Source organism: Psychrobacillus sp. NPDC096623 (assembly GCF_044762655.1).
In the GTDB taxonomy this organism is placed as follows: Bacteria; Bacillota; Bacilli; order Bacillales_A; family Planococcaceae; genus Psychrobacillus.
Genome location: NZ_JBIWER010000003.1, coordinates 97,240 through 119,927 on the forward strand (window position 1 = coordinate 97,240; position 22,688 = coordinate 119,927).

General features: G+C 35.9%; 29 protein-coding genes and 1 riboswitch. Of the genes, 8 read left to right on the forward strand and 21 right to left on the reverse strand.

Annotated features, from left to right (window positions below; translation table 11 throughout):
- The first annotated feature begins 78 nt into the window (after window positions 1-78).
- From ACIQX2_RS09950 to ACIQX2_RS09960, 3 genes are all read left to right on the forward strand, one after another.
- Entirely contained in the window at window positions 79-450 is a 372-nt protein-coding gene (locus ACIQX2_RS09950) for a rhodanese-like domain-containing protein (protein WP_402850497.1), read from the forward strand.
- Window positions 451-514: 64 nt separating this feature from the next.
- Window positions 515-1,789, forward strand: coding sequence for an ATP-binding protein (locus tag ACIQX2_RS09955; RefSeq protein ID WP_402849451.1), 1,275 nt, complete (start codon window positions 515-517; stop codon window positions 1,787-1,789).
- The gene (locus ACIQX2_RS09960) at window positions 1,761-2,177 is read left to right on the forward strand and encodes a ribosomal maturation YjgA family protein (protein ID WP_402849454.1); all 417 of its coding nucleotides are present in this window, start codon (window positions 1,761-1,763) and stop codon (window positions 2,175-2,177) included. Before ACIQX2_RS09955 ends, ACIQX2_RS09960 begins: the two co-directional genes overlap by 29 nt.
- A gap of 93 nt (window positions 2,178-2,270) precedes the next feature.
- Here the strand turns inward: ACIQX2_RS09960 and gcvPB are convergent, their stop codons facing one another.
- The 11 genes from gcvPB to comGA form a co-directional block, all read right to left on the reverse strand.
- Window positions 2,271-3,731 (reverse strand): aminomethyl-transferring glycine dehydrogenase subunit GcvPB, encoded by a 1,461-nt coding sequence (gene gcvPB, locus ACIQX2_RS09965; RefSeq protein ID WP_402849457.1) that lies wholly within the window; start codon window positions 3,729-3,731, stop codon window positions 2,271-2,273.
- Window positions 3,724-5,070 carry an aminomethyl-transferring glycine dehydrogenase subunit GcvPA gene (gcvPA, locus tag ACIQX2_RS09970; protein ID WP_402850500.1) on the reverse strand — a complete coding sequence of 449 codons (1,347 nt, stop codon included), beginning with the start codon at window positions 5,068-5,070 and terminating at the stop codon, window positions 3,724-3,726. The genes gcvPB and gcvPA overlap by 8 nt, the downstream gene beginning before the upstream one ends.
- Window positions 5,071-5,094: 24 nt before the next feature.
- On the reverse strand, window positions 5,095-6,198 hold the full coding sequence (gene gcvT, locus ACIQX2_RS09975) for a glycine cleavage system aminomethyltransferase GcvT (RefSeq protein WP_483880197.1): 1,104 nt from the start codon (window positions 6,196-6,198) through the stop codon (window positions 5,095-5,097).
- 155 nt (window positions 6,199-6,353) lie between these two features.
- Window positions 6,354-6,448: riboswitch (glycine riboswitch) on the reverse strand.
- A gap of 115 nt (window positions 6,449-6,563) precedes the next feature.
- The gene (locus tag ACIQX2_RS09980) at window positions 6,564-7,076 is read right to left on the reverse strand and encodes a shikimate kinase (RefSeq protein ID WP_402849460.1); all 513 of its coding nucleotides are present in this window, start codon (window positions 7,074-7,076) and stop codon (window positions 6,564-6,566) included.
- 114 nt (window positions 7,077-7,190) lie between these two features.
- Window positions 7,191-7,352: a hypothetical protein gene (locus tag ACIQX2_RS09985; protein WP_402849463.1), complete on the reverse strand. Its 162-nt coding sequence runs from the start codon at window positions 7,350-7,352 to the stop codon at window positions 7,191-7,193.
- 13 nt (window positions 7,353-7,365) lie between these two features.
- A complete protein-coding gene (gene comGF / locus ACIQX2_RS09990; protein WP_402849466.1) occupies window positions 7,366-7,821 on the reverse strand; it encodes a competence type IV pilus minor pilin ComGF in 456 nt (151 codons plus the stop codon).
- Complete coding sequence (locus tag ACIQX2_RS09995) at window positions 7,800-8,108, reverse strand: hypothetical protein (RefSeq protein ID WP_402849469.1); 309 nt, start codon at window positions 8,106-8,108, stop codon at window positions 7,800-7,802. Before ACIQX2_RS09995 ends, comGF begins: the two co-directional genes overlap by 22 nt.
- Window positions 8,098-8,553 (reverse strand): competence type IV pilus minor pilin ComGD, encoded by a 456-nt coding sequence (gene comGD / locus ACIQX2_RS10000; RefSeq protein ID WP_402849471.1) that lies wholly within the window; start codon window positions 8,551-8,553, stop codon window positions 8,098-8,100. The genes ACIQX2_RS09995 and comGD overlap by 11 nt, the downstream gene beginning before the upstream one ends.
- Window positions 8,546-8,860, reverse strand: a complete 315-nt coding sequence (gene comGC, locus ACIQX2_RS10005; protein WP_402849474.1) for a competence type IV pilus major pilin ComGC — start codon at window positions 8,858-8,860, stop codon at window positions 8,546-8,548. Before comGC ends, comGD begins: the two co-directional genes overlap by 8 nt.
- A gap of 10 nt (window positions 8,861-8,870) precedes the next feature.
- Complete coding sequence (comGB, locus tag ACIQX2_RS10010; protein ID WP_402850506.1) at window positions 8,871-9,875, reverse strand: competence type IV pilus assembly protein ComGB; 1,005 nt, start codon at window positions 9,873-9,875, stop codon at window positions 8,871-8,873.
- Window positions 9,876-9,915: 40 nt separating this feature from the next.
- Window positions 9,916-10,932 carry a competence type IV pilus ATPase ComGA gene (gene comGA, locus ACIQX2_RS10015; protein ID WP_402849477.1) on the reverse strand — a complete coding sequence of 339 codons (1,017 nt, stop codon included), beginning with the start codon at window positions 10,930-10,932 and terminating at the stop codon, window positions 9,916-9,918.
- 394 nt (window positions 10,933-11,326) lie between these two features.
- Between comGA and ACIQX2_RS10020 the strand changes: the two genes are divergently transcribed.
- The gene (locus ACIQX2_RS10020; protein WP_402849480.1) at window positions 11,327-12,007 is read left to right on the forward strand and encodes a helix-turn-helix transcriptional regulator; all 681 of its coding nucleotides are present in this window, start codon (window positions 11,327-11,329) and stop codon (window positions 12,005-12,007) included.
- 143 nt (window positions 12,008-12,150) lie between these two features.
- A complete protein-coding gene (locus ACIQX2_RS10025; RefSeq protein ID WP_402849483.1) occupies window positions 12,151-12,393 on the forward strand; it encodes a DUF2626 family protein in 243 nt (80 codons plus the stop codon).
- Between the two features lie 118 nt (window positions 12,394-12,511).
- Here ACIQX2_RS10025 and ACIQX2_RS10030 read toward each other — a convergent pair whose 3' ends face one another.
- Window positions 12,512-13,150, reverse strand: a complete 639-nt coding sequence (locus ACIQX2_RS10030; protein ID WP_402849485.1) for an MBL fold metallo-hydrolase — start codon at window positions 13,148-13,150, stop codon at window positions 12,512-12,514.
- 154 nt (window positions 13,151-13,304) lie between these two features.
- Here ACIQX2_RS10030 and ACIQX2_RS10035 point away from each other — a divergent pair, with 154 nt between their 5' ends.
- Window positions 13,305-13,484 carry a DUF2759 domain-containing protein gene (locus ACIQX2_RS10035; RefSeq protein ID WP_093060664.1) on the forward strand — a complete coding sequence of 60 codons (180 nt, stop codon included), beginning with the start codon at window positions 13,305-13,307 and terminating at the stop codon, window positions 13,482-13,484.
- 49 nt (window positions 13,485-13,533) lie between these two features.
- On the opposite strand, the gene ACIQX2_RS10040 is transcribed toward ACIQX2_RS10035, so the two are convergent.
- From ACIQX2_RS10040 to rpmG, 5 genes are all read right to left on the reverse strand, one after another.
- Window positions 13,534-14,640: a YqgU-like beta propeller domain-containing protein gene (locus tag ACIQX2_RS10040; RefSeq protein ID WP_402849488.1), complete on the reverse strand. Its 1,107-nt coding sequence runs from the start codon at window positions 14,638-14,640 to the stop codon at window positions 13,534-13,536.
- A gap of 96 nt (window positions 14,641-14,736) precedes the next feature.
- Window positions 14,737-16,641 carry an LTA synthase family protein gene (locus ACIQX2_RS10045; protein WP_402849491.1) on the reverse strand — a complete coding sequence of 635 codons (1,905 nt, stop codon included), beginning with the start codon at window positions 16,639-16,641 and terminating at the stop codon, window positions 14,737-14,739.
- Window positions 16,642-16,860: 219 nt separating this feature from the next.
- Entirely contained in the window at window positions 16,861-17,055 is a 195-nt protein-coding gene (locus ACIQX2_RS10050; protein WP_402849494.1) for a YqgQ family protein, read from the reverse strand.
- 1 nt (window position 17,056) lies between these two features.
- The gene (locus ACIQX2_RS10055) at window positions 17,057-17,641 is read right to left on the reverse strand and encodes a 5-formyltetrahydrofolate cyclo-ligase (RefSeq protein WP_402849497.1); all 585 of its coding nucleotides are present in this window, start codon (window positions 17,639-17,641) and stop codon (window positions 17,057-17,059) included.
- 59 nt (window positions 17,642-17,700) lie between these two features.
- Complete coding sequence (gene rpmG, locus ACIQX2_RS10060; protein WP_090563747.1) at window positions 17,701-17,850, reverse strand: 50S ribosomal protein L33; 150 nt, start codon at window positions 17,848-17,850, stop codon at window positions 17,701-17,703.
- A gap of 174 nt (window positions 17,851-18,024) precedes the next feature.
- On the opposite strand from rpmG, the gene ACIQX2_RS10065 reads away from it, so the two are divergent.
- Together ACIQX2_RS10065 and ACIQX2_RS10070 are read left to right on the forward strand one after the other, a co-directional pair.
- Window positions 18,025-18,375, forward strand: a complete 351-nt coding sequence (locus tag ACIQX2_RS10065; protein WP_402849501.1) for a hypothetical protein — start codon at window positions 18,025-18,027, stop codon at window positions 18,373-18,375.
- A complete protein-coding gene (locus tag ACIQX2_RS10070) occupies window positions 18,375-18,845 on the forward strand; it encodes a hypothetical protein (protein ID WP_402849504.1) in 471 nt (156 codons plus the stop codon). The genes ACIQX2_RS10065 and ACIQX2_RS10070 overlap by 1 nt, the downstream gene beginning before the upstream one ends.
- Window positions 18,846-19,401: 556 nt before the next feature.
- On the opposite strand, the gene phoU is transcribed toward ACIQX2_RS10070, so the two are convergent.
- The 4 genes from phoU to pstC are packed head-to-tail and all read right to left on the reverse strand — an operon-like array spanning window position 19,402 to window position 22,644.
- Entirely contained in the window at window positions 19,402-20,061 is a 660-nt protein-coding gene (gene phoU / locus ACIQX2_RS10075) for a phosphate signaling complex protein PhoU (RefSeq protein ID WP_402849507.1), read from the reverse strand.
- Window positions 20,062-20,079: 18 nt separating this feature from the next.
- Window positions 20,080-20,880, reverse strand: coding sequence for a phosphate ABC transporter ATP-binding protein PstB (gene pstB / locus ACIQX2_RS10080; RefSeq protein ID WP_402849510.1), 801 nt, complete (start codon window positions 20,878-20,880; stop codon window positions 20,080-20,082).
- A 26-nt stretch (window positions 20,881-20,906) separates the two neighbouring features.
- On the reverse strand, window positions 20,907-21,785 hold the full coding sequence (pstA, locus tag ACIQX2_RS10085; RefSeq protein ID WP_402849513.1) for a phosphate ABC transporter permease PstA: 879 nt from the start codon (window positions 21,783-21,785) through the stop codon (window positions 20,907-20,909).
- 1 nt (window position 21,786) lies between these two features.
- A complete protein-coding gene (pstC, locus tag ACIQX2_RS10090; protein WP_402850508.1) occupies window positions 21,787-22,644 on the reverse strand; it encodes a phosphate ABC transporter permease subunit PstC in 858 nt (285 codons plus the stop codon).
- Between the last annotated feature and the right edge of the window lie 44 nt (window positions 22,645-22,688).

The following is a 22,688-nucleotide window of genomic DNA, read 5'->3' on the forward strand; positions in this document are numbered from 1 at the left end:
AATAGATTGAATTGTATCTAGCAATTCTTTTATAATGAATATGGAAACATAGAAAGGGGAAAGACCGTGTTAGAATTATTGTATTTTGTTATCGCTCTACTCGTTGTACTTTTAGTCTATGCTGGAATATCGGCATACCGTTTAAAGAAAACCGTTACTAATCTCACACAAGAACAATTTATCGAAGGCTATCGTAAAGCACAGCTGATCGATGTTCGTGAACCGAAAGAATTTGAAGGCGGACATATTTTGGGAGCAAGAAATATCCCTTCTTCTCAACTGCGCCAACGCTTCAAAGAAATTCGTCCAGACAAACCTGTCTATTTGTATTGCCAAAGTGGCGCAAGAAGTTCCCGTGCTGCGATGTTTTTAAAGAAAAAAGGATATACACAACTGCATCAGCTTAAAGGTGGCTTCAAAACTTGGACTGGTAAAGTTAAATCTAAGTAATACATAAGGTTCTTCTAATTAGAGGAACCTTTTTTCTTTCAGTCATACATTTTGGAGGGTTAAGATGCAAAAACAAATATTATTTTCCCATCAAGAAGATTTTAGAAAGTCTCACCCGCATTATGAAGATTTCGCTATTCTTTCTAGGCGAATCATTTCTTTATTGAACGATCATACAAACCAGAGTTGGCAATCGATCGATATTGGTGAGTCCACACTTCAACTTGACGCCAATCTGTTGGAAATGATGGAAAAGGACTTACTTGATTATGAAGTATTATGTTCCATTTTCGAAACGAAGTCTCAGGGCAAGGTTGCTAGCAAGTCTCAATTGTCATTCGAAAACAAATTAGAGGTTGTGGAAACCTTTGAAAATAACCTTATTTTTTTCCCACAATATAATGTCGCGTTAACACTAGCATTCAACTATTCGGCTGGTAATACGTGGCCTGAATATCATTTCTTTTCAACTTCTGTAGAAAACGCATTAAATTTCTTGCAAGAAATTAACGAAAAGCTTCGCCAACTGTTAATGCAGTCAGTTACTTATCTTGTAGATACAGAAAGTGGCGTCCAGCGTCGAAATTACGGAGAGCAAGCAGTTGTTAGCAGAGAGGATGTCCTATTAGCAGAAAGTATTAAACAGGATATATTCCGCTCCATTGATGAGTTTTTTAAAAAGGATGGACATTTTTTCAGAGATTATGGACTTCCGTATAAGCGTGGAATCCTGCTATATGGCGCTCCAGGCAACGGGAAGACTACATTAGTAAAATCCATAACGGGCTCTACTAAAGCACCGGTTGTCTATTGGCAGATTACAGAGTTTACTGGTAGTCATTCCATTCAAGAGGTTTTTGGTATAGTTACGAGGCTAGCACCTGCTATATTAGTTATTGAAGATATAGACTCTATGCCAGAATATACTCGCTCGGTGTTTTTAAACACCCTGGATGGTGCTCAATCGAGAGAGGGACTATTTATTATTGGAACTACAAACTACCCTCAAAAAATCGATCCTGCGCTCATAAATCGAGCTGGTCGATTTGATCGCGCTTATGAAATTCCTTCTCCAACCGTAACTGTACGACAGGACTATTTACTTAAACTAGATATCAAAGGAATTTTCTCCGATGATCAAGTAAAAGAAATGGCCAAGCTTTCTAAAGGACTTTCCATGTCTCAATTAAATGAATTATATATGTCCGTTGCACTAAACTGGCACTATGATGGGAAGTTAGATTATGAGAAACGAATCGAGGAATTAACGAAGCAAAATAACCGAACAAACAAAAACAAGTGGGAAGATGATGAAAATTCAATCGGATTTAATTATTAAACGTAAAAGAATCAACTATTTTATGGCAGTTTTCATTTCTATAGCACTTGGTTTAGCTAGTAGATATTATGGTGGACTGCCTGATATTATAGTGATTCATGCAGGTGATACGCTTTGGGCTATTATGGGGTATTTTCTATTTCGATTACTGTTTGTTCATAAAGGTCTGCATAAGGCGTTTTTTCTAAGTCTAGTTTTTTGCTTTTTCATCGAATTTAGTCAATTCTATCAAGCCGACTGGATAAATAGTATTCGCAGTACATTACTTGGTGCTCTAATACTCGGTAAAGGCTTTCTTATCGTAGACTTATTCCGATATTCAATAGGTATTGTTCTAGCTTATTTGACCGACAGACTAACGATTAACGGCTTGTCAATGGATCATTGACAAGCCGTTTTAATTACTCGTTAGATAAATACCGTTCAACTAATATGAAGCAACTACAAAAAGTGCGATCCTTAAGAGAATCGCACTTTCATTTTATGCTTTTGTATATCTCAATACCGGCTTACGCGCAGCTTTTGTTTCATCTAAACGATTAATAACTGTTGTATGTGGAGCATTTTGAACAATTTCTGGGTTTTCTTGTACTTCTTTCGCAATTTGAATCATTGCATCGCAGAAAGCATCCAAAGTTTCTTTTGACTCAGTTTCTGTTGGTTCGATCATCATTCCCTCTTCCACATTCAATGGGAAGTATATCGTAGGTGGATGATAACCGAAGTCAAGCAGACGTTTAGCCATATCTAGCGTACGAACTCCAAGTTTCTTTTGTCGACGACCACTTAATACAAATTCATGCTTACAATGACGATTATACGGAAGATCGAAATGCTCCTCTAAACGTCTCATCATATAGTTTGCATTTAACACTGCGTACTCCGTTACTGCTTTAAGTCCGTCTGGTCCCATTGAACGGATATAAGTGTAAGCACGAACATTAATACCAAAGTTTCCGTAGAAAGGTTTTACGCGACCGATTGTTTGCGGACGATTGTAATCAAATGTATATTTGTCATCTTCTTTTACAAGAACTGGACTTGGTAGGAATGGAATGAGGTCCGCTTTTACCCCTACTGGACCTGATCCTGGACCACCACCACCATGAGGACCCGTGAAAGTTTTATGCAAGTTCAAGTGAACACAGTCAAAGCCCATATCGCCAGGACGTGCTTTAGACATAACAGCATTTAAATTCGCGCCATCATAATACAATTTACCACCCACACCGTGGATAATTTCAGCTAATTCTATAATTGATTCCTCGAACAAACCGAGTGTATTTGGATTTGTTAGCATCAATGCAGCAGTATCTGGACCAACAACTCTACGTAAATCTTCTAGGTCAACTAGGCCGTCCTCATTAGATTTGACTGTAATCGTTTCAAAGCCTGCAACCGTAGCGGATGCTGGATTTGTTCCATGAGCAGAGTCAGGAACGATTACTTTTGTACGTTGTGTATCGCCATTTGCTTCATGGAATGCACGAATCATCATTAGAGCAGTCCATTCACCATGTGCACCTGCTGCCGGTTGGAGAGTTACTTCATCCATTCCTGTGATTTCGATCAAATGCTCTTGAAGATCGTACATTAACTCCATTGCACCTTGAACAGAAGCTTCTTCCTGTAAAGGATGAATATTCGCAAAACCTGGGAAACGCGCAACTGATTCATTAATTTTGGGATTATACTTCATTGTACAAGATCCAAGTGGATAGAATCCTGTATCTACCCCATGATTACGGTTAGATAAAGCGGTATAATGACGCATAATATCTAGTTCAGATACTTCTGGTAGTTCAGCTTCTTCAGCTCTTAGAATAGCTTGAGGTAATAGAGTTGATAAATCTACTTCTGGCACATCTAATTCAGGTAGATTATATCCTACGCGACCTTCTTTTGTTATTTCAAAAATAAGTGGTTGATTATCTTTATGCATGAAGAGCCCCCATTTCTTGCACGAGTGCATCTATTTCTTCTTTTGTACGCTGTTCTGTTACAGCGATTAAAACATGATTTTGTAGATCAGCGTTAACGCGACCTAGATCAAAACCACCGATAATTCCTTTTTCAAGAAGTCCTTTATTTCCTTTTGCAACTGAACCATTTACTTTTACAACGATCTCATTAAAATGAGCTCCTTGATACACTACTTCAAAGCCTGCTTTTTCAAAAGCTTGTTTTGCATAATGTGTTTTCATGATATTTTGAGTTGCTATTTCTTTCACACCTTTTTTACCAAGTGCAGTCATTGCAACAGAAGCTGCAAGTGCGTTCAATGCCTGATTTGAACAAATGTTAGAAGTGGCTTTATCACGGCGAATGTGCTGTTCACGAGCCTGTAAGGTTAATACATAGCCACGACGCCCCTCTTCATCCGTAGTTTCACCAACTAAACGACCTGGAACTTTACGCATAAGCTTAGAATTTACCGCAAAGTATCCACAGTGAGGACCACCGAACGCTTCGGAAATTCCGAATACTTGTGCATCCCCTACTGTAATATCTGCTCCAAATTTACCTGGAGGTGTTAAAACACCAAGAGCAAGTGGATTTGCAGAAACGATGAATAATGCATTTTGTGCATGTGTCAATTGCTCCACTTTAGCTAAATCCTCTATTTGTCCAAAGAAATTAGGATATTGAACCATAACCGCCGCAGTATCTTCGTCAACAGATTCTTCTAATTTCGCTAAATCTGTAACTCCGTCCTTCGTTGGTACAGTAACTACCTCGATATTTTGGCCTTTTGCATATACCTTCACAACATCAATGTATTCTGGATGAATAGCTTCCGAAACGAGTAGCTTTTTACGACGCGTATGTCCAGCGGCTAGATTTCCTGCTTCTGCTAATGATGTACCACCGTCATACATAGACGAGTTTGCTAGGTCCATTCCTGTAAGTTCGCAAATCATTGTTTGGAATTCAAAAATAGCTTGAAGTTCTCCTTGGGAAATTTCCGGTTGATACGGAGTATAAGCAGTATAGAACTCAGATCTCGAAATAACATGATCAACAATAATAGGTTTGAAATGATCATATACACCAGCACCTAAAAATGATGCAAATTGTTTACTATCTGCATTTTTTGCGGCAAGCTGACTTAGCTCTTTTAATAAAGCCGATTCCGCTTTCGCAGGTTTAATATTGTACTCACCTTTAAAACGAACTTTCTCGGGAATATCTGCAAACAACTCATCAATAGAAGAAATACCAACCACATCTAGCATTTCTTTCTGATCCTGCTCAGTCATTGGTAAATAACGATGCTTCATCAAAGGACAACCTCTTTCTTTGTCTTATTTTTCTCTTTTATAAAACGGAGTTGCTACTGTAATTGCTTTTAATCGTTTATTTCTTATTTCAATTTCAACCTCTTGACCAAGTTCTGCAAATGTTGCGTCAATTAAAGCTAGACCAATATTTTTCTTAAGTGTAGGAGATTGCGTTCCGGATGTAATATGCCCAATTTGCTTATCTTCTACAAATACCGGGTAACCCGTACGAGGAATTCCTTTATCAATCATTTCAATCCCAATACTTTTTCTTGGTACACCATTTTCTTTTTGTTCTATTAAAACAGATTTACCATTAAAATCTTGTTCTTTCTTTAGTTTTACGACAAAGCCAATATTAGCTTCTAGTGGTGAGATATCTTTTGTAAGTTCTTGCCCATAAAGTGGTAGACAAGCTTCAAAACGTAAAGTATCACGAGCACCTAGACCACATGGTAAAAGACCTTCCTCTTCACCTGCTTCTAAAATGCTGCTCCATAATGCTGTTACATCATTTGCAGATGCGTATACCTCAAACCCATCTTCTCCCGTATAACCAGTACGAGAAACAATTACATTTTTACCCGCAACTTCGACATTATTTGCGAAACGGAAGAATCCTATTTCATCTAAATTTTTGGAAGTCAGCTTTTGTAAAATAGATTGTGCTAATGGTCCTTGTAATGCAAGTAAGCCATAATCTTCTGATTTATTTACTAGTGTTACATCTCCATATACTTGTTCCTGCATCCAGTTAAAATCTTTTTCGATATTCCCGGCGTTTACAACAAGAAGATAATGATTGTCTTCTATTTTGTAGATCAATAAATCATCGACAATTCCGCCATCCTTGTAACACATAGCAGTATATTGCGCTTGACCACTAACTAATTTCGAAACATCATTCGTCATAAGCTTTTGAAGATATTCCTCACTATCTGTACCAGCAAGAATTATTTCTCCCATATGAGAAACATCAAATAATCCTGCTTTCGTTCTAACCGCTTCATGTTCGGCTTTGATACTTGAAAATTGGACGGGAAGCTCCCAACCACCAAAATCAATGGTTTTTCCTCCGTAATTTGCATATACATCAAATAAAGGTGTTCGTTTCAACTGATCTGCCAAAATACTCTCCTCCTTCACTATTTCCATACAAAAAGGACAGAATAACCCCTTTGATAAAATAGGGGTACTCTGTCCTGGGACCTGAAAGTTTACCAAAAATGGCTTTCCTCTTTGGTGGCTCTACGTAGTATAAACGAAAGCGCTCTCCAGAGTTGCGTCCTATACGAGTTCTTTTGCCTGAGAGATTCATAATTTTCATTACTTGCTCCTTCGGCGACGCAACTAGTGCGTTCTCTCCCCGTATATTCATCCGCGATATCTCTATAACTCACTCTTTGTCTATATCCTAACATTCAAGTAATTTATAAGCAATACTTTTTAATAAAATTAGTTAAATGCGAACAATCCTACGTAAAAAGTTTTTATCATTCGCCTTTTAGGCGGTTTACTTGAAATCCAGCATACTCAGTAATTTGTCTAAGCGGTCTACGTTCTGTCCGAACCGTAATATGCGCAGCTTTTTTATAGAACCTTTTTCTTGTTCTATATAATTGTTCTAATTCTTCCTTTGAGCTGTTCTGTACAATAGGTCTATTTTTGTCGTTTTTGATCCTCATCCATATATCTTCAAAAGTTGCATCCAAATAAAGCACAAGTCCCGTTCTGCGCATTATTTCAATATTTTTTTCGTTCACAGCAACTCCACCACCAGTGGAAATGATGCATGATTCGTTTCGAAAATTTTCTAGAAAATCGGTCTCCACTTGCCGAAAGTAAGCTTCTCCTTCTTGCTCGAAAATCTCAGGAATCGTTCTTTTTTGCAATCTGACAATTTCTTTGTCCATATCATAGTAGGGCATTTTCAAATAAAAGCTCAGTCTTCGTCCAATTGCACTTTTACCACTGCCCATAAACCCAACTAAATATACTTTATACATGATTCACCAACTCACTAAATTCCAATTTTCTCGGCGCCAAAATTCCATCAAGTTATTCTTTATTATAGTGAGTGGCTCTTTTTATTACAACTTTAAAAAAAACTTACGTGCAAACTATCGCGTATTTTGACGATTAAATAACTCTATTTTTTCGATTGCTGCGCCGCTATAGAAAATCTCTAACGAATCGTACGTTTGGTATTTGGATTCATACGCAGCAGTAATAGATAGTAGGAAGACAGTAACAACGAGCAATAGGATCACTGCAGCCGGCAAGAACACCCCTCTTTCATTCTGTATGGTAGGTGACATAAAAAACATGTTCTTTCTCTATATCATTTACAAAATTCACTTTCAGACGCAGTGCGTTTCCTTCCAGTTCAACAAATAGTGAGTTAACATTTAATAACATCTGCTCGTGACCCTCCCAATTCTTTTGTTTACGTATTAAGTCTTTATAAAGCTCCACTTTATAATTTATGTGATTTTTCTTAATCATAATTCCTGAATTAGTATCATTAACTCTGATAGAATCTAAATCGGTTATATATGAGTCTACATACTGAATGAACAATGCCCACTCTATTTCGGTAGTATCTGTAACTGCTGACTCGGTCTTCGTCAACCACCACATAATACCTGCCAACACTTGTGCAAAAAGCATAAATACGGCTAAATGAAGAATACCCTCTAGTAATGTGTAACCTGATTGATCACTGATTTTCATTTTATGATTGGCACACATTTACGCTGCTCCTCCCGCATCCCTTCATAGTCTATGCAAACTTTTTCACTACTAATCTCGTAGACATAGTTAACTTTTTCAACTTGCATAACCCCAGTCGCATTATTTTCTACGATATACATCTTAGCAATTTCATACATAACTAGGGATGAATGATAATCTCTTTTTTTATCCTCTAGTTGTACAGTCATATTATTTAAAAACGGGAGGAAAGTCGTAGCAATGATAAATGTGATACTCAGTGATAAAATGGTTTCTGGCCAAGAAAAGCCATGACTATTTCTCATAATTTATAACACCTCTGCCTATATAAAGAGTTATAAGCTTTTCTCCTCTCTCTGTTATAAATAATAAGTTTCCAAAGTTTTCAACAGTGCCTTTTGGATGGAATTTCAATTGCTTTAGCCTACTTTCATCTGATAAATACATATTATTTGGCATATCCTTTTCGAACAAAATAACATCTCCTACTTTTCCTTTATAGCTTCTACGCCTGTTCGTAAATTCTAAATAAGTAGATTTATATTCTCCAATAGAGACTGCCTGAAGTCTTTGAATGTCCAACTGCAATTGCTGAAAGAATCTTTCTTCCTCTAAATCCTTCATTCTTTTAGAGGTAATAAATAGAACTGAAGAGGATACTACCAATACAATCGACAAAACTAGCAGCATCTCAATCATCGTAAATCCTTTCTCATTCCAATTAAATTTATTCATCGTTTGCTTATCCACTAGTCACTTTTCCTGTAACAGAATCAATAGTTAGAGTTGCTCCATTAGGACACGATGTGTCGTTATCAGGCAAATAGCCATCTTTTTCAAGTTCTTCTAACGTAGGTATTGTTTTATGCTCAATTTTATATGCCGCAACCTGTCCCTCTACCATTTTCACAAATGCCTTACAGCTTTTATCATCAATATTGGCAGAATGCTTTGTCACGTTTGGAATAGATATAAGAATCAGCACAGATATGATCAGTAGCACAATCATCATTTCAATTAATGTAAAACCTCGGTTATTGTTCAGTATTTTTTTCATAATATCTCCTTTACACAATATTAATCATGTTATAAATAGGCAATAATATTGCCAAGTAAGCACCAATGATAAAAACAGCTAAAATCAAAAATAAGGCTGGTTGAACTATACTTATATAAAGAGATAGCTTCTTTTCAATTTCTTGACTGAGAAACTCACTATAAAGAGAAAGCTCTCTTCCTAAATAACCACTATTTTCTCCATGCAAAACAAAATGAAATAGTTCCGTCGTAAAAGTGTTTAACAGGAACACTGCCTGAGAAAATGATTCACCATGTACAACCTTTTCTGTCATCTGTTCGCCGACAAATTGGAGCACCTCATGTTCCTCTTGAGATATTAGCGCCTTCAATGATTGCTGAAATGACATCCCACTTTCCAGGAGTCCACCCATCTCTCTTGCAAAAACTCTTGTTAATAGTAGCCGATACCAGCCTCTTACTATAGGCAAACTCAAATAAATAGCTAGTTGCCTATCTATCGGAAGTCTTTTCAGCAATATATACGACAACATAAATAGGCATCCAAAAATAATCGTAGTCAAGAAAAATAGATTGGGCATTTGCAAGAGGAAGCTTGTCCATATTAAAGATTGCTCGGACACCTCATTTCCTCTAGAACCAATTAAAGCCTCCATATTTGGTAGAAAATACGTTCTAAACATCGTAAACAGCAAGAATAAAATCATAAACAAAAATATCGGATACATTAATAGGTTATTCAACCGTTTTTTCGCACGTTCAAAAAATGCAGTATTCACACTTAATACAGCGATTGTTTGTTGTAACTGACCATGAACAGAAGCGAGGTTCAACGGCAGCAGTAATCTACTCGGAAAACCTAATAACTTGAATACATCCACTACGTTTAAGCCATTACGTTGTATGTCAATTATTCTTTTACTCACAGTTTCTGAGTCCTTTACATGAAAGGGTAATAACATAGTGACAGACTCGTGAAATGTATAGCCTTCCTTTAAAAGATCGCTTAGTCTATTCAAAAAAGATGCATGCATATTTGGTGGAATAGTTTGATGCCTCCTTTCCAAATAGATCTTAGCCTTTTTCAATAACACCTTCTCTTACCCCTCTCTCAATTTGATAGGATAAAGAAAAGGGATACGGAATTAGAAAAGTTTTGCCAGACAGCATCGAGTGAAATGCTTCTTCTAACAATTCATCTGAAAGAATTTCAAATACAGCAGATAATTCAGGTTCCATCCCTTCACATGCAACTACTAGCCTTTGCGTAACTATGCCAGTGATCGTTTGCTTTAACTCTTCTGCTGTCACACCTAGATCTAATAGTCGATAAAGCGACCCTACCCCGTCTTTTGCATGAATCGTGGATACAACTAAATGTCCAGTGAGTGCGGCTTGGATAGCTGCTTTAGCTGTAGCCTCGTCTCTAATTTCCCCTATCATGATTACATCTGGCGAATGACGCAATATAGCCTTTAAACCAGTAGAATAGGTAACGCCTGAACGCTCATTTACTTGTATTTGAAGTAAGTGAGATTGACTATTCTCGACTGGATCCTCTAACGAAATGACATGTCGATTTAAATTTTCTGCACAATATTTGGTAAGTGAATACATAGTGGTGGATTTTCCAGAGCCAGTAGGACCAACAAATAAAATCAAGCCTTGTCGATTTTGCGCTAGTTCTACTATTTTTTCTGTAGCATCTCTAAAAAGTGAAAGGGAATGAATAATTTTAGCGTTGTCATGCTGTTGGAGGCGAATAACCAAACTTTCCTTACCGAAAATCGAAGGAAGAGTAGAAACGCGAAATGAGAACTTATGAGAGTTGAAAATTTGTTGAAAGGAACCGCTTTGTGGCTTTCTTTTTTCGCTGATATCAAGAGAGGATAAAAACTTGAAGAATGAAATGATACGCTCACCTATATTCAAGGGGAGCTTGCCTGCTTCAAACATCTGAGAATTCTTTTTAAAGAAATAAATATACTCTTCTTCATTTGGAATCATGTGTAAATCAGATGCACCAAATTTATGGGCTTTTTTAAGTATGCGTAAACATTTTTGTTCGATGATATTTTCTACTTGTTGCATAAGTTTCCTTTCCCCAGATACAGGTTGCGACCGCATACAACTTGTACATTCTATTATACTTGCTTGTTCTTTAAAAAGAAAGAAGTTATTTAAATTTTCTGTCATATCAATAAAAATTATAACATCGTAAATGGTTTCCGCGCCGGCCAAGCACTTACCGTCCGCTTGACTTCAGCCGCTTTCCGTTCTCCTGAGCAAGCTCGTCGTAAAAATAAATTTGCTACGCTCATTTCAGGGCCTTCAGCTCTGTAACTTTTAATAAAATACGAAATAAAATATAAATTCATGTTTTAAAAGTACTAAGTATTTATGAAAGTGACTCATCTATAAATTGTTTTATTATTCTCTCGTTCTTGATTATAATTGGAACTAATAGAAGAAAGAAGGTAATTGCATGCCAAACACTTTAAAGCTTACCAATGCTTTAGCTGATGAAACTCGGTATTCTATTTATCTATATATCGTTGAACAAATTCAACCCGTAAATGTGCAACAAATTGCGGAACAATTCAGCATCCATCCTAATGTTGCAAGACTACATCTTACAAAATTAGATGAATCAAAGCTGATCACCTCCGAATTGCTTAATAACAAAAAAGGTGGTCGCCCAGCTCGTATATATAAACTTCCAGATAAACCAATTTACTTAAGTTTTCCTAAACAAGAAAATCATTTATTACTAGAGTGGTTATTGGAATTAGTTGAAACGATGGGTACAGAGGCGCTTGATAAAGCCAAAAACATCTGCTACGCTTCCGGTCGCAATTCTATACAAAATTCATCAATAGCGTCTCAAAGCTTTGATCAAAAAATAGAGTTACTAGCTGCTGCTGCCCTTTCGATAGGTTATATACCTAAAATCGAAACTATAGAAGATAAACAAATTATTACATTCTCTATTTTTAACTGCCCATTTAAAGGTCAACTTTCCACCCATCCACATATTGTTTGTATTATTCATGAAGCATATTTAACTGGTCAGTTTGATGCATTGTTCCCAAATAGTGAAATTGTTCAACTCGAAAGCAAACTAAATCACTGTAGCAATTGCGTATATCATGTAGAAGTTCTATAATGAATGCATAGATAATACATATTTGTGACAATGCAGTGTATAATGAGTAAAGAAAACTAATAATCAGTTTACATCTAAGAACACTTTCATTTATAATAAATATGAGAATTATTTGTATATAGTTGTAAAAGGAGGGACTACAAATGGGCAATATGTATAAAGTAATGGCTTTCTGGACAGGGATTTTTGCAGTTATGTTTTATTTAGGTGATATGACAGAAGCTTCTTTACTATTTTTAGCAAATACGGGGTTATTCCTTCTTCTAGGGTTCTTAAACCTATCAGAACGTATGTATATGTACATCTTCGGAGCTTACTTAATGTTCTTCTTCGCAGGTTTTACATATTATACAACTTTCATGCACATACCAGGTGCAGGACATTAATAATCTATACTAAAAAAGCAGCTCCTTTACGGGCTGCTTTTTTGTATTGTTATTATTTCGAGCACATCCATATCGCATATTATCAACCAAAAAGCTAAAGCTATACTTAGTAAATTTTCTAAAATCCATTCAAGAACGGATTGGTCTCCATTTCTTCTTCTATCGTTGTGGAAGCACCATGGCCTGGATAGATTAGGGTTGTTTCAGGCAACGTTAAAAGTTTCGAATGAATGGCCTTCATAAGCTCAGCCTGGTTCCCGCCAGGAAGATCTGTTCGTCCGATACTATTTTGAAATAGTGTGTCTCCAACAATCGCAAAGTCTTCCTGTTTAAAATAATACGTTATACTACCAGGCGAATGACCTGGTGTATGTAATAGTTCCATTTGAAATTCCCCAATTTTTAATTCTGGCTCACTATTTAATAAGAAATCTGCTTCGCTGCAAATAATGGATGGGATTTCCGCATACTTGGCAGAACCATTTTTAGCTGGATCCACCAACCACTTTTTCTCTGCGGTATGGATATAGACCGGAATATTAAAGCTCTCTCTCACCTGTTCAACTGCTCCGATATGGTCAAAATGAGCATGGGTCAATAGTATTGCTAGCGGATTTAGCTTTAACCGATGAAGCTCGCTTATTATTTTGTCAGCTTCTCCTCCTGGATCAAAAATTAAGCATTGCTTCTCCGAATTAGAAACAACATAACAATTAGTTTGGATATAGCCTAATGGATAAGTCCGAATGTTTAACATGATAATCACCTCTTTCTTATCTTAAACGATATATCCTCATTTGTTCAATATTTCACCACTTTTTTACTCGACAAAACGTATTATTAGAATTACAATAGAAGAGGAATATGCAAATGCGACATTCATTTTCTGGTGTCGAAAGGAGTGTCTATTCATGAACTTATTAATCGTAATCTTTGCCCTAGTTACACTTTTAGCTGTAGTTGGCACATATCAAGCTTTTAAAGAAAAGAATGTATTGGGAGTATTGTTTAACTTTGGTACGTTCGCTGTTTTTGGTTTCTTTACTGTCATGACAGTCGTGAACCAAGGCTTCCCACCAAGTTTACACTAAAATGTAACAAAAAAGCTGTTATACATTTAATATGTATAGCAGCTTTTTTCTATTTATTAAAATATATCCATTTCTCTACTTTCAAAGGATTAGTGTTAATCCAATTTTCTTTTCCGTATCCTCCTAAACAAATTTCTCCATTCGGCGAACAAGAAATAGGCTGTTCTTGAACTTCTCCCAAAATTAGCTGACCTTCTAAAGAAATTTTTGACAGAATGCTCTCTTGACTAGTATCATCCTGATTTCTCGACTCTGTAGCATTCAGTAACATAAATTCATTCGTCGAAACAATCGACATGGTTGGAACAACCCATTCGGAGTAATTGGAAACGGCAGGTGCTGTCCACTCCAATTTTTTAGATCCACTCAGCGTCTCCAAACGGTACTCAAATTGTTTTTTCTCTTCGTTAATTTGAACGTATACAATCGCTTCTCCGATATTTGACACGTCTAATACTTTGTCTTCTCCTGTAGCCGTTAATGTCTCATCTGAGATAGAGTATAACAACAGTTCACTCCCATCTAAACCAGAGTCAGACCATCTAAAAACCATTAAATTTTCTTCGTCATACCACTTCACAAATGGATTTTCTATATCAATAGATACTAACGATTGTGTAGCACCATCATATACAAATGTACTATAAGTCCAATCTTCGTAAAAGGTAGAGAAAACAACTAAGTTTGGGTTTGTTGGATGCCAATCCATATATATTTCTGCGGATTCAAAAGATAGGCTTTGTGTAACAAAACCATTTTTATGTAGAAATTGAATTTCTGCGGATGAAGAGTCCTTAGAAGTATGTAATAAAATCATTTCTTTCAAAGGATGAATAGTCCCTTGAATAATAGGAGTAGTCGTAGTATAAATCGTTTTCCAGGTGTTTGTTGGAACAGTATAGGTTTTAACCAACCACTGCCCTTTTTCCACAAATATAAAAGCTATTTCTTCGTTTGACATCCACCCAATCACACTATGAAAAGCATTGTTATCTAACAGCATTGAAGGTACATCTTGGTTAGTTTTTTCAACTACTTCGTTTTCGAAAGTTATTTTGTCTTCGGCTTCCTGTTCTTTTTCAGGAATACTTGCTTCCATTTCCGAACATGCATGAAGGAAAATGGTACAAAATAATAAAAGAACAATTTTTTTCAACATACTCCCCCCCTCTTCCTTCTTACTTAGTTAGACGAATGAAAATTCATTTTGTTTCATAAAAAAGCACAGACAATAAAAATGTCTGTGCCTTTGTTAATTATCCTCTTTTAAAGCCTCATCTATTTTCAAGTTACCAGTCTTCAAATCATAAAAACGCAATAAATCACCGCTAATAATTTGATCTGAATATCCTAGTTCCTGAGTGGCTCTTTCTATATAGGGCTGACAGCTTTCCATCTCAATCTGTACACCTGTTGCATTATCATAACAAGCATTATTTGCAAAAACAACTTTGTCCGTTACAAATCCACCGTCACGGAAGACAACAAATTCTTCATGCTCTTCTGAGAACAAATCTGCTCCAAGCTGCATATCTTTCGATGTATCAATACCTAAAGCATGTAAAATAGTTGGTCGTAAATCTATTTGACCAGAAGTTTCTGTCACTTCTTTCCCTTTGCCACTATTTGGAATATGGACGAATAGGGGAACACGTTGAAGCTTTGTAGATTCATATGGAGTGATTTCTTTTTCTAAATATTGCTCCATCGCTTTGTTATGATTTTCAGAGATACCATAGTGATCTCCGTACATAACGATAATCGAATTATCATACAAACCTTTTTCCTTTAAATCCTCAAAAAATAGTTTCAATGCTTCGTCCATATATCGAACAGATTGGAAGTATCTATTGAGTGTATTAGAATTGGAATTATACTCAGGAATCAACTTGTCTTCTTCATCCAAAGTAAAAGGATGATGATTTGTTAACGTGATCAAACGTGAATAAAATGGCTGAGGCATATCTGCCATCAAATCAACTGATTGCTCTAGGAAAGGTATATCCTTCATCCCCCAGTTAACTGCATCCTCTTCATTCACTACAAAACTTTGTTCATCATAATACTTTTGTATATCTAAAGCTCTATACATAATGTCTCGATTCCAGAAACTTTTGTTATTAGGATGCAATACGTTTGTAAAATATCCTTCTGCACCTAAGCTTTCTGCCATCGAATGGAATGTGTTACCACTATGTGTAAAGAATACTGCACCTCCACCCAATGGATGTAGAGAATTTTCTAAAATAAACTCAGAGTCAGACGTTTTCCCTAACCCTGTTTGATGATAAAAATTAGAGAAATAATAAGTATCTTTATCTTGTGTTAATGAATTTAAAAATGGCGTAACTTCATGACCATTCATATCATTATTAATAACGAAAGACTGTAACGATTCCATTGAAACAACGATTAAATTTCGATCTTTGGCAACTCCAAACATATCTTCGTTTGCATCTACTTGGTTTGATCTTACATAGTTATTTACTTCTACTAGCTCACTTCCATCAGCAAGTGCTCTTTGGGCATGTGATTTAGATTGGATATATATATCATATAAATGATAGTTGTATGGTCCGATATTTTTTACAAGCATTTCACGATCAAAGCTTCGAGTTAATAATTGAGGTCGCTCTATTTCAGATAACCCTAAGTTTAAAAATAGAATCGCAGCAGCCATTACAAAATAAGCTTTTTTTACTGCTGGCTTAATAGCTGTAACTTTGTCTCCAATTTTCAACCACTTTAATGCAATTATGATAATAGCAACATCTGTGAAAAAGAAAATATCTGTTAAAAAGATGCTTTCTGCCGCAGATGAACCTAAATCACCAAAATTACTCGTTTGGAATAACACCGGAATAGTGATGAAATCAGTGAAGAAACGATAAAATACTGCGTTCGCATAGATAATAGCTGAAAGTACTATACTAGCGATTACAATATATCTATTTCTGCCTTTAGGACTCTTAAAGAATAAAGAAAGCCCATATATAAACAATAAAAAACTCAGCGGATTTATAAAAAGTATCAGTTGTTGCATCATATTTTCAATATCCATGTCAAAGCTGGTGTGGTAAACAATATATGTTTTTATCCATGTAGCCACAATAGCAAGAATTAGAATAGAATGTGTTGGCCAATTTTTCTTCCTCATGCCTACATCCTCCCTTTTTTACTTCGTTAAAATAGTTAAAACAACAGAATTTATCTTAATCCTTTCTTTACAATAAATCAATAAAAAAGAAGTAGGATTATGATATAATTGTACAAGTCTTTTATACCATACCCTATATAAGACGGATTCAATCAGTAAAAAGTTTCACTTTTTTTATAATAACATAAAACGTCAGAGCAAAATCAACTCTGACGTGACTTACATCTTACTATTATTTAGGTCTTTTCTCAACAACAACATGGCGACCTGAAAGTCTTTTGCCTCAATCATTTGCATTTTATACAGCTCTCTAATTTCATCTTCCATCATTTCTAAATCGGCTATTCGATCCTTCGTATATACATATATTCCAAATCGTTTTAAAAGTTGCATTACATCGTATACTGAATTCATACTACTCATCCTTCTCACGAATCTGTTTACAGAAGAAAATTTCGTTCTGTGTAATTATTTTATCGACAGGTAAATCAAATACATCTGTTTCGACATCTTCCACCACCTGAATTTTAAAAGCCAATGACACTGTATCTCCATTATAGTTCGCAAGGAAACGGTCATAATAGCCTCCTCCATATCCTATACGATATCCTTTTTCGCTATAAACAATTCCTGGAACTACTATTAGATCAATCTCCTGAGGGGTGAATGCTTTTGTAAGTTGAGGATTCGGCTCGAGTAAGTGCATATAAACCCGCTCTAACTGGTCGAAATTTAGTATTTGATAAAAAGTCATTGATTTATCTGACGGTTTGCATTTAGGTACTACAACATTTTTCCCTATATTCCATAACTGTTTTATAATACCCCATGTATTGACTTCTGGGAAGCTTGAAATGGTCAGTGCGATCGTAGAAGCATCAGAAGCTGCAACATATCTCAAAAACTGCTCTTCAATTTGTTTGGAATAATTAGTATATGTTATTTCATCTATAGCTGTTAACTTCTCTCTCATCGCGTTCCTTGTGAGTATCTTTGGCATTGTCTTCCCTCCATACAATAGAAAAAAACCAAAACCATGCAAGGTTTTGGTTTAAGTTATTATTTAGTTTCTCTATGAAGAGTCATTTTCTTATCACGTGAGCAATATTTTTTAAGTTCAAGACGTTCTGGATTGTTACGCTTGTTTTTCTTAGAAATATAGTTGCGCTCTCCGCAATCTGTACAAGCTAATGTAATATTAACGCGCATGGTTGTCCCTCCCACTCTTTGTCAGGATTAAATATAAAACTTGAGCATGATTTATACGACTAACCAATTATAGCATATATCCAAATAAAATCTACTATTAATACAGGAAATTATTCAAAGTTTTTTTGGATATGGTAGTATGAGAATAGAAATATAACAATAGAGGTGAATATTATGGACTTTACCATCATCGTAATGATTATCGGCATTTTATTAATAGCAATTTCTTTTTTCTTCAAGGATTCCTCCAAAAAAGTCGAAGCGGAACTAGAAGATCTTTCATTAACCGTTTATCAAGAAATGAGCGCACTCAAGCGTAGACTTAAAGTAGTGGAGGAAGAATTACTCATCGAACCTTCCAAAGTCACTTTACCAGTAAAAAAACAAGCAAAACCCATCATTCATGATATTATAAAGAACCAAGTGTTGGAGCTTCATAAGCAAGGTTATTCGTTAAACGAAATCAGTGCCCGTTCCTCTTTAAACATTGATGACATTAAATATGTAATTGGTGGTGGAAAGTGATGAACAAAACCCTTCGAAATATAGGCATTGGATTATTTCTCGCTGGTGCTGCCTTTCAAATAGAAGAAATCCTTACCGATGTGGATATTACTTCTACAAATGCAATTTCACAGGAATCCTATGATCAGGCACAGCAAGAACTTACAGATGTTAAAAAACAACTGGCACAGCTGCAGCTCGATTTAAATTCGGCACAGCAAGCCCAAACAAATGAACCTAAAGAAACCGCTAAAACGGAAACGTCTGCCGAGCCAACAACATCAGAAACGGCGATGACTTTATCTATTCAAGTAGGAATGACATCTTCAGAGATCAGTGCAAAATTACAGGATAAAGGTATTATTCAAAATAGTGTCGATTTGGATAATTATTTGTCCGACCAAGGTTTAGCAGGGCGCATTCAGGTAGGAAACTACGAGCTTAATTCATCCATGACTTTGAAACAAATCGCCGAAACAATCACCCGCTAAAAATGGGTAGTATTTCTCGGTAATATCATTCTAATAAAAGTATCTTTTTCGAAGGCTTTGGATAGGCGTTTTACATTTTTCTAAGGCTAGTCGAGACTAGCCTCATCTCCCGACATCTTAATATGCCTGCCTGTTCTTCACCCTCCTACAACGCTTAGAAACAGGTTAGTACGTTTTGGGATACTTAGAGAAAGAAACATCCTACTTATAAAAGAAGCTCACGAAGATGCAATTTCGTTCGCTATTTTACTTCTTTACATAGAGAACACCTACTATTTTTCTATATTCCACTTAAGAAAAGCTACTCCTTTCATCATTAATTAAGCACTCAATCTCTTGTTCAGAAGACACTTTAATTATTATGTATACACTATTATCATTTAAGCGATCTGCCGTGCCCGCGGGAAGCGTCCACCTGAAACGAAAATCAGTAATATATTATTTATTAAAAAAATATATTACTCCCATTGTTGTAAGGCTATTTTATATACTTTCAATTACTAAAAAAAACGGTAGATACCTAAGTTAGGTACCTACCGTTTTTATACAATCACATTTAGTTATTTAATTCGTAGTGCTTTCCTTTTAATAAATATAAAAGTCGTTCTGCAATATTAGTTGCGTGGTCTGCTGATCGCTCCAAATAACGACTCACAAACGATAATTGAGTAACTTGACTTAGCTGGGCAGGATTATTTATACCAGCAGTCAGAAGTGTACGAATAATATGCCCATACATTTCATCTACTTCATCATCTAATTTTGCAATACTTTTAGCTTCTTCCATATTCTCGTTCGTAAACGCATCTAGAACCTGTTTAAGCATTTTAATTGTCTTAACACGCATTTCTTCAAGCATAACTATCGGCTCAATATGCTCATCTTTTCCGATACGAATAGTTTCCTTGGCGATATTACATGCATAATCACCAATACGTTCCATATCTGCAGCAATTTTAACGAGAACCATTAATCTTCTTAAATCAGTTGCGACTGGTTGTTGCTTTGCTATTAGCAAAATGACACGGTCATTTATTTCTTCTTCCATATGGTTAATATGTTCATCATTTTCAAGCACGGAAAGTGCACCTTCAATGTCTTTCTCAAAAAGGAAACTCATTGAATTGTCTAAAGTGTCAATAGCTGTATTACTTAAATCTAGTAACAAAGACTGTACTTGGTTTAAATCTGCATCGAACTTCTCTCTGCCTACCATATCAAATAACCCCTTTCATCATCCGAAACGACCTGATATATAATCCTCTGTACGCTTATCTTCAGGTGTTGAAAAAATAACATCTGTCGAATCAAACTCCACTACTTCACCGTTTAAGAAAAATGCCGTCTTATCCGATATACGTGCTGCTTGTTGCATATTATGTGTAACGATAATGATTGAATAGTCTTCCTTCAGCTCTTGTATTAATTCTTCTACTTTTAGTGTAGAGATAGGATCTAGTGCTGAGGTCGGTTCATCCATTAATATAACATCTGGTTCGATAGCAAGACATCTAGCTATACAAATACGTTGCTGTTGTCCACCAGACAAACTATACGCATTCGTATTTAGTCGATCCTTTACTTCATCCCAAATAGCAGCGCCACGTAAACTTTTCTCCACGATCTGGTCTAAAATCTTTTTGCTTTTTATCCCATGGATTCTCGGACCATATGCAATATTATCATAAATAGACTTGGGAAATGGATTCGGCTTTTGGAAAACCATTCCTACTTTCGTACGAAGTTCTTCTACGCCGTAATTCGCATCAAAGATGTTACGTTCACGATAGAGGATTTCTCCAGACGTTTTAACAGTTGGTACTAATTCTACCATACGATTTAAGGTTTTGATATATGTGGATTTCCCACAACCAGATGGTCCTATTATTGCAGTAACTTCATTTTCTTTAATTTGTAAATCGATATTTTTTAGTGCATGATGATTTCCATACCATAAGTTTAACTTTTGTGTATCGTATACAATGCTAGATGCTTCTAGTTGACCTGCTGCCCCTTTTTCAAACGTTTGTACCATGTTAGTTCCTCCTAATGTGAATTAGTTTAATAGCGTTTTGAGAATTTATTTCGGATAAATATAGCGATTGAGTTCATAATGAGCAAGAAAATCATAAGCACAAGAATCCCTGCAGATGCAACGTATTGGAAAGCCTCTTGCGGTCTTTTCGCCCAATCATAAATTTGCATCGGGAGTGCTGTGAATTGGCTAAGTAAATTATCTGGCAGAAAATGAACAATTACTGGAATACCAATTACCACTAAAGGAGCCGTCTCTCCTACTGCACGAGAAAGTGCTAAAATTGCACCGGTTAATATACCTGGAATAGCAGAGGGCAATACAATATTAATAATGGTTTGCCATTTTGTCGCACCCATACCATATGAAGCTTCACGCACATCTTGTGGAACAGCTCTTATAGCTTCTTGAGCCCCAACAATAATAACTGGTAGTATTAGTAAGCTCATTGTAAAACCTGCAGCTAAAACACTATTTCCTAGCGCCAAAGCTCGAACAAAAATCGTTAAACCCAATAAACCAAACACTACAGATGGAACACCAGCTAGGTTAGAAATATTCATTCTAATAAAATCATTTAATTTATTTTTTGTAGCATATTCTTCAAGATAAATAGCTGTCCCAACACCAAGAATAATAGATACTGGTGCAACTACACACATCAACCAAATAGAACCGATCAATGCTGCTTTGATACCTGCTTTTTCAGGCACACGTGAACCGAAGTTTTGGAAGAATTCAGGTGTTATATAACCTACTCCCTGAGTGATGATACGGTAGAAAAGCACTGCTAAAACTAATAAAGCAAATAAAGTTGCAGCAAAAAATAAAGTTTTGAAAATACCGTTCACAATTAATCGTTTGTTCATTTTCTTTACAACTGCTTCATGATTTACATATCTCATATTAATACTCCTCCCGATACTTTTTGGAAATAACGTGAGCAAGATAGTTCATTAACAGTGTAAAGAGGAATAGAGTAAATCCAACTGAATAAATGGAGTAATAAATTGTTGTTCCATAACCTGCATCACCTGAAGATACTTGAACAATATACGCAGTCATTGTTTGAATGGACTCTGTAACATTCCAGTCGAATTTAGGCGTAGATCCACCTGCAAGTGAAACAATCATTGTTTCACCAATTGCGCGTGATACTGCTAGCACAACGGAAGCAGTGATTCCTGAAAGTGCTGCTGGTAATACAACCTTCAATGCTACTTCTAATTTCGTTGAGCCCATAGCTAAAGCACCCTCACGTATCGAATTAGGTACGGAGGACATTGCATCTTCTGATAACGATGCAATCATTGGTAAAATCATTACGCCGACAACAATACCTGGACTTAGGGCATTAAAGATTTTTAAATCCGGTATAAACTGTTGAAGTAAAGGTGTAACAAAAGTTAATGCAAAGAAACCATATACAATGGTAGGTACCCCTGCTAACACTTCTAAAATAGGTTTGATAATTCTTCTTGTTTTATCTGTAGCATATTCACTTAAGAATATAGCTGAAGCAATACCAAATGGTACTGCTACAATAACAGCTATACCAGTTACCTTTAATGTACCAGCTATTAATGGTAGAATACCAAATACTTGTTCTGTGTTTGCAAAAGGAAACCATTCTGTCCCAAACAAAAAGTCTGTAACTTTTACTTCTTTAAAGAATATAACTGTTTCAACAATCAATGTTCCAACAATTCCAAATGTCGTTAGCACAGAAACAGAAGCGATTAATAAAAGGATAATCGGAATCATCTTTTCTACTAATTTCTTTTGCTTTTTACCACTCGATTTTTGGA

Excerpts from the sequence above, each read along its gene's own strand:
- ACIQX2_RS09955 (WP_402849451.1), top strand. The coding sequence starts at position 515 with ATGCAAAAACAAATATTATTTTCCCATCAAGAAGATTTTAGAAAGTCT.
- ACIQX2_RS09960 (WP_402849454.1), top strand. The coding sequence starts at position 1,761 with ATGAAAATTCAATCGGATTTAATTATTAAACGTAAAAGAATCAACTAT.
- gcvPB (WP_402849457.1), bottom strand. The coding sequence starts at position 3,731 with ATGCATAAAGATAATCAACCACTTATTTTTGAAATAACAAAAGAAGGT.
- gcvPA (WP_402850500.1), bottom strand. The coding sequence starts at position 5,070 with ATGAAGCATCGTTATTTACCAATGACTGAGCAGGATCAGAAAGAAATG.
- ACIQX2_RS09980 (WP_402849460.1), bottom strand. The coding sequence starts at position 7,076 with ATGTATAAAGTATATTTAGTTGGGTTTATGGGCAGTGGTAAAAGTGCA.
- comGF (WP_402849466.1), bottom strand. The coding sequence starts at position 7,821 with ATGTGTGCCAATCATAAAATGAAAATCAGTGATCAATCAGGTTACACA.
- ACIQX2_RS09995 (WP_402849469.1), bottom strand. The coding sequence starts at position 8,108 with ATGAGAAATAGTCATGGCTTTTCTTGGCCAGAAACCATTTTATCACTG.
- comGC (WP_402849474.1), bottom strand. The coding sequence starts at position 8,860 with ATGAAAAAAATACTGAACAATAACCGAGGTTTTACATTAATTGAAATG.
- comGB (WP_402850506.1), bottom strand. The coding sequence starts at position 9,875 with ATGCATGCATCTTTTTTGAATAGACTAAGCGATCTTTTAAAGGAAGGC.
- comGA (WP_402849477.1), bottom strand. The coding sequence starts at position 10,932 with ATGCAACAAGTAGAAAATATCATCGAACAAAAATGTTTACGCATACTT.
- ACIQX2_RS10020 (WP_402849480.1), top strand. The coding sequence starts at position 11,327 with ATGCCAAACACTTTAAAGCTTACCAATGCTTTAGCTGATGAAACTCGG.
- ACIQX2_RS10025 (WP_402849483.1), top strand. The coding sequence starts at position 12,151 with ATGGGCAATATGTATAAAGTAATGGCTTTCTGGACAGGGATTTTTGCA.
- ACIQX2_RS10030 (WP_402849485.1), bottom strand. The coding sequence starts at position 13,150 with ATGTTAAACATTCGGACTTATCCATTAGGCTATATCCAAACTAATTGT.
- ACIQX2_RS10035 (WP_093060664.1), top strand. The coding sequence starts at position 13,305 with ATGAACTTATTAATCGTAATCTTTGCCCTAGTTACACTTTTAGCTGTA.
- ACIQX2_RS10045 (WP_402849491.1), bottom strand. The coding sequence starts at position 16,641 with ATGAGGAAGAAAAATTGGCCAACACATTCTATTCTAATTCTTGCTATT.
- ACIQX2_RS10050 (WP_402849494.1), bottom strand. The coding sequence starts at position 17,055 with ATGAATTCAGTATACGATGTAATGCAACTTTTAAAACGATTTGGAATA.
- ACIQX2_RS10055 (WP_402849497.1), bottom strand. The coding sequence starts at position 17,641 with ATGCCAAAGATACTCACAAGGAACGCGATGAGAGAGAAGTTAACAGCT.
- rpmG (WP_090563747.1), bottom strand. The coding sequence starts at position 17,850 with ATGCGCGTTAATATTACATTAGCTTGTACAGATTGCGGAGAGCGCAAC.
- ACIQX2_RS10065 (WP_402849501.1), top strand. The coding sequence starts at position 18,025 with ATGGACTTTACCATCATCGTAATGATTATCGGCATTTTATTAATAGCA.
- ACIQX2_RS10070 (WP_402849504.1), top strand. The coding sequence starts at position 18,375 with ATGAACAAAACCCTTCGAAATATAGGCATTGGATTATTTCTCGCTGGT.
- phoU (WP_402849507.1), bottom strand. The coding sequence starts at position 20,061 with ATGGTAGGCAGAGAGAAGTTCGATGCAGATTTAAACCAAGTACAGTCT.
- pstB (WP_402849510.1), bottom strand. The coding sequence starts at position 20,880 with ATGGTACAAACGTTTGAAAAAGGGGCAGCAGGTCAACTAGAAGCATCT.
- pstA (WP_402849513.1), bottom strand. The coding sequence starts at position 21,785 with ATGAGATATGTAAATCATGAAGCAGTTGTAAAGAAAATGAACAAACGA.
- pstC (WP_402850508.1), bottom strand. The coding sequence starts at position 22,644 with ATGATTCCGATTATCCTTTTATTAATCGCTTCTGTTTCTGTGCTAACG.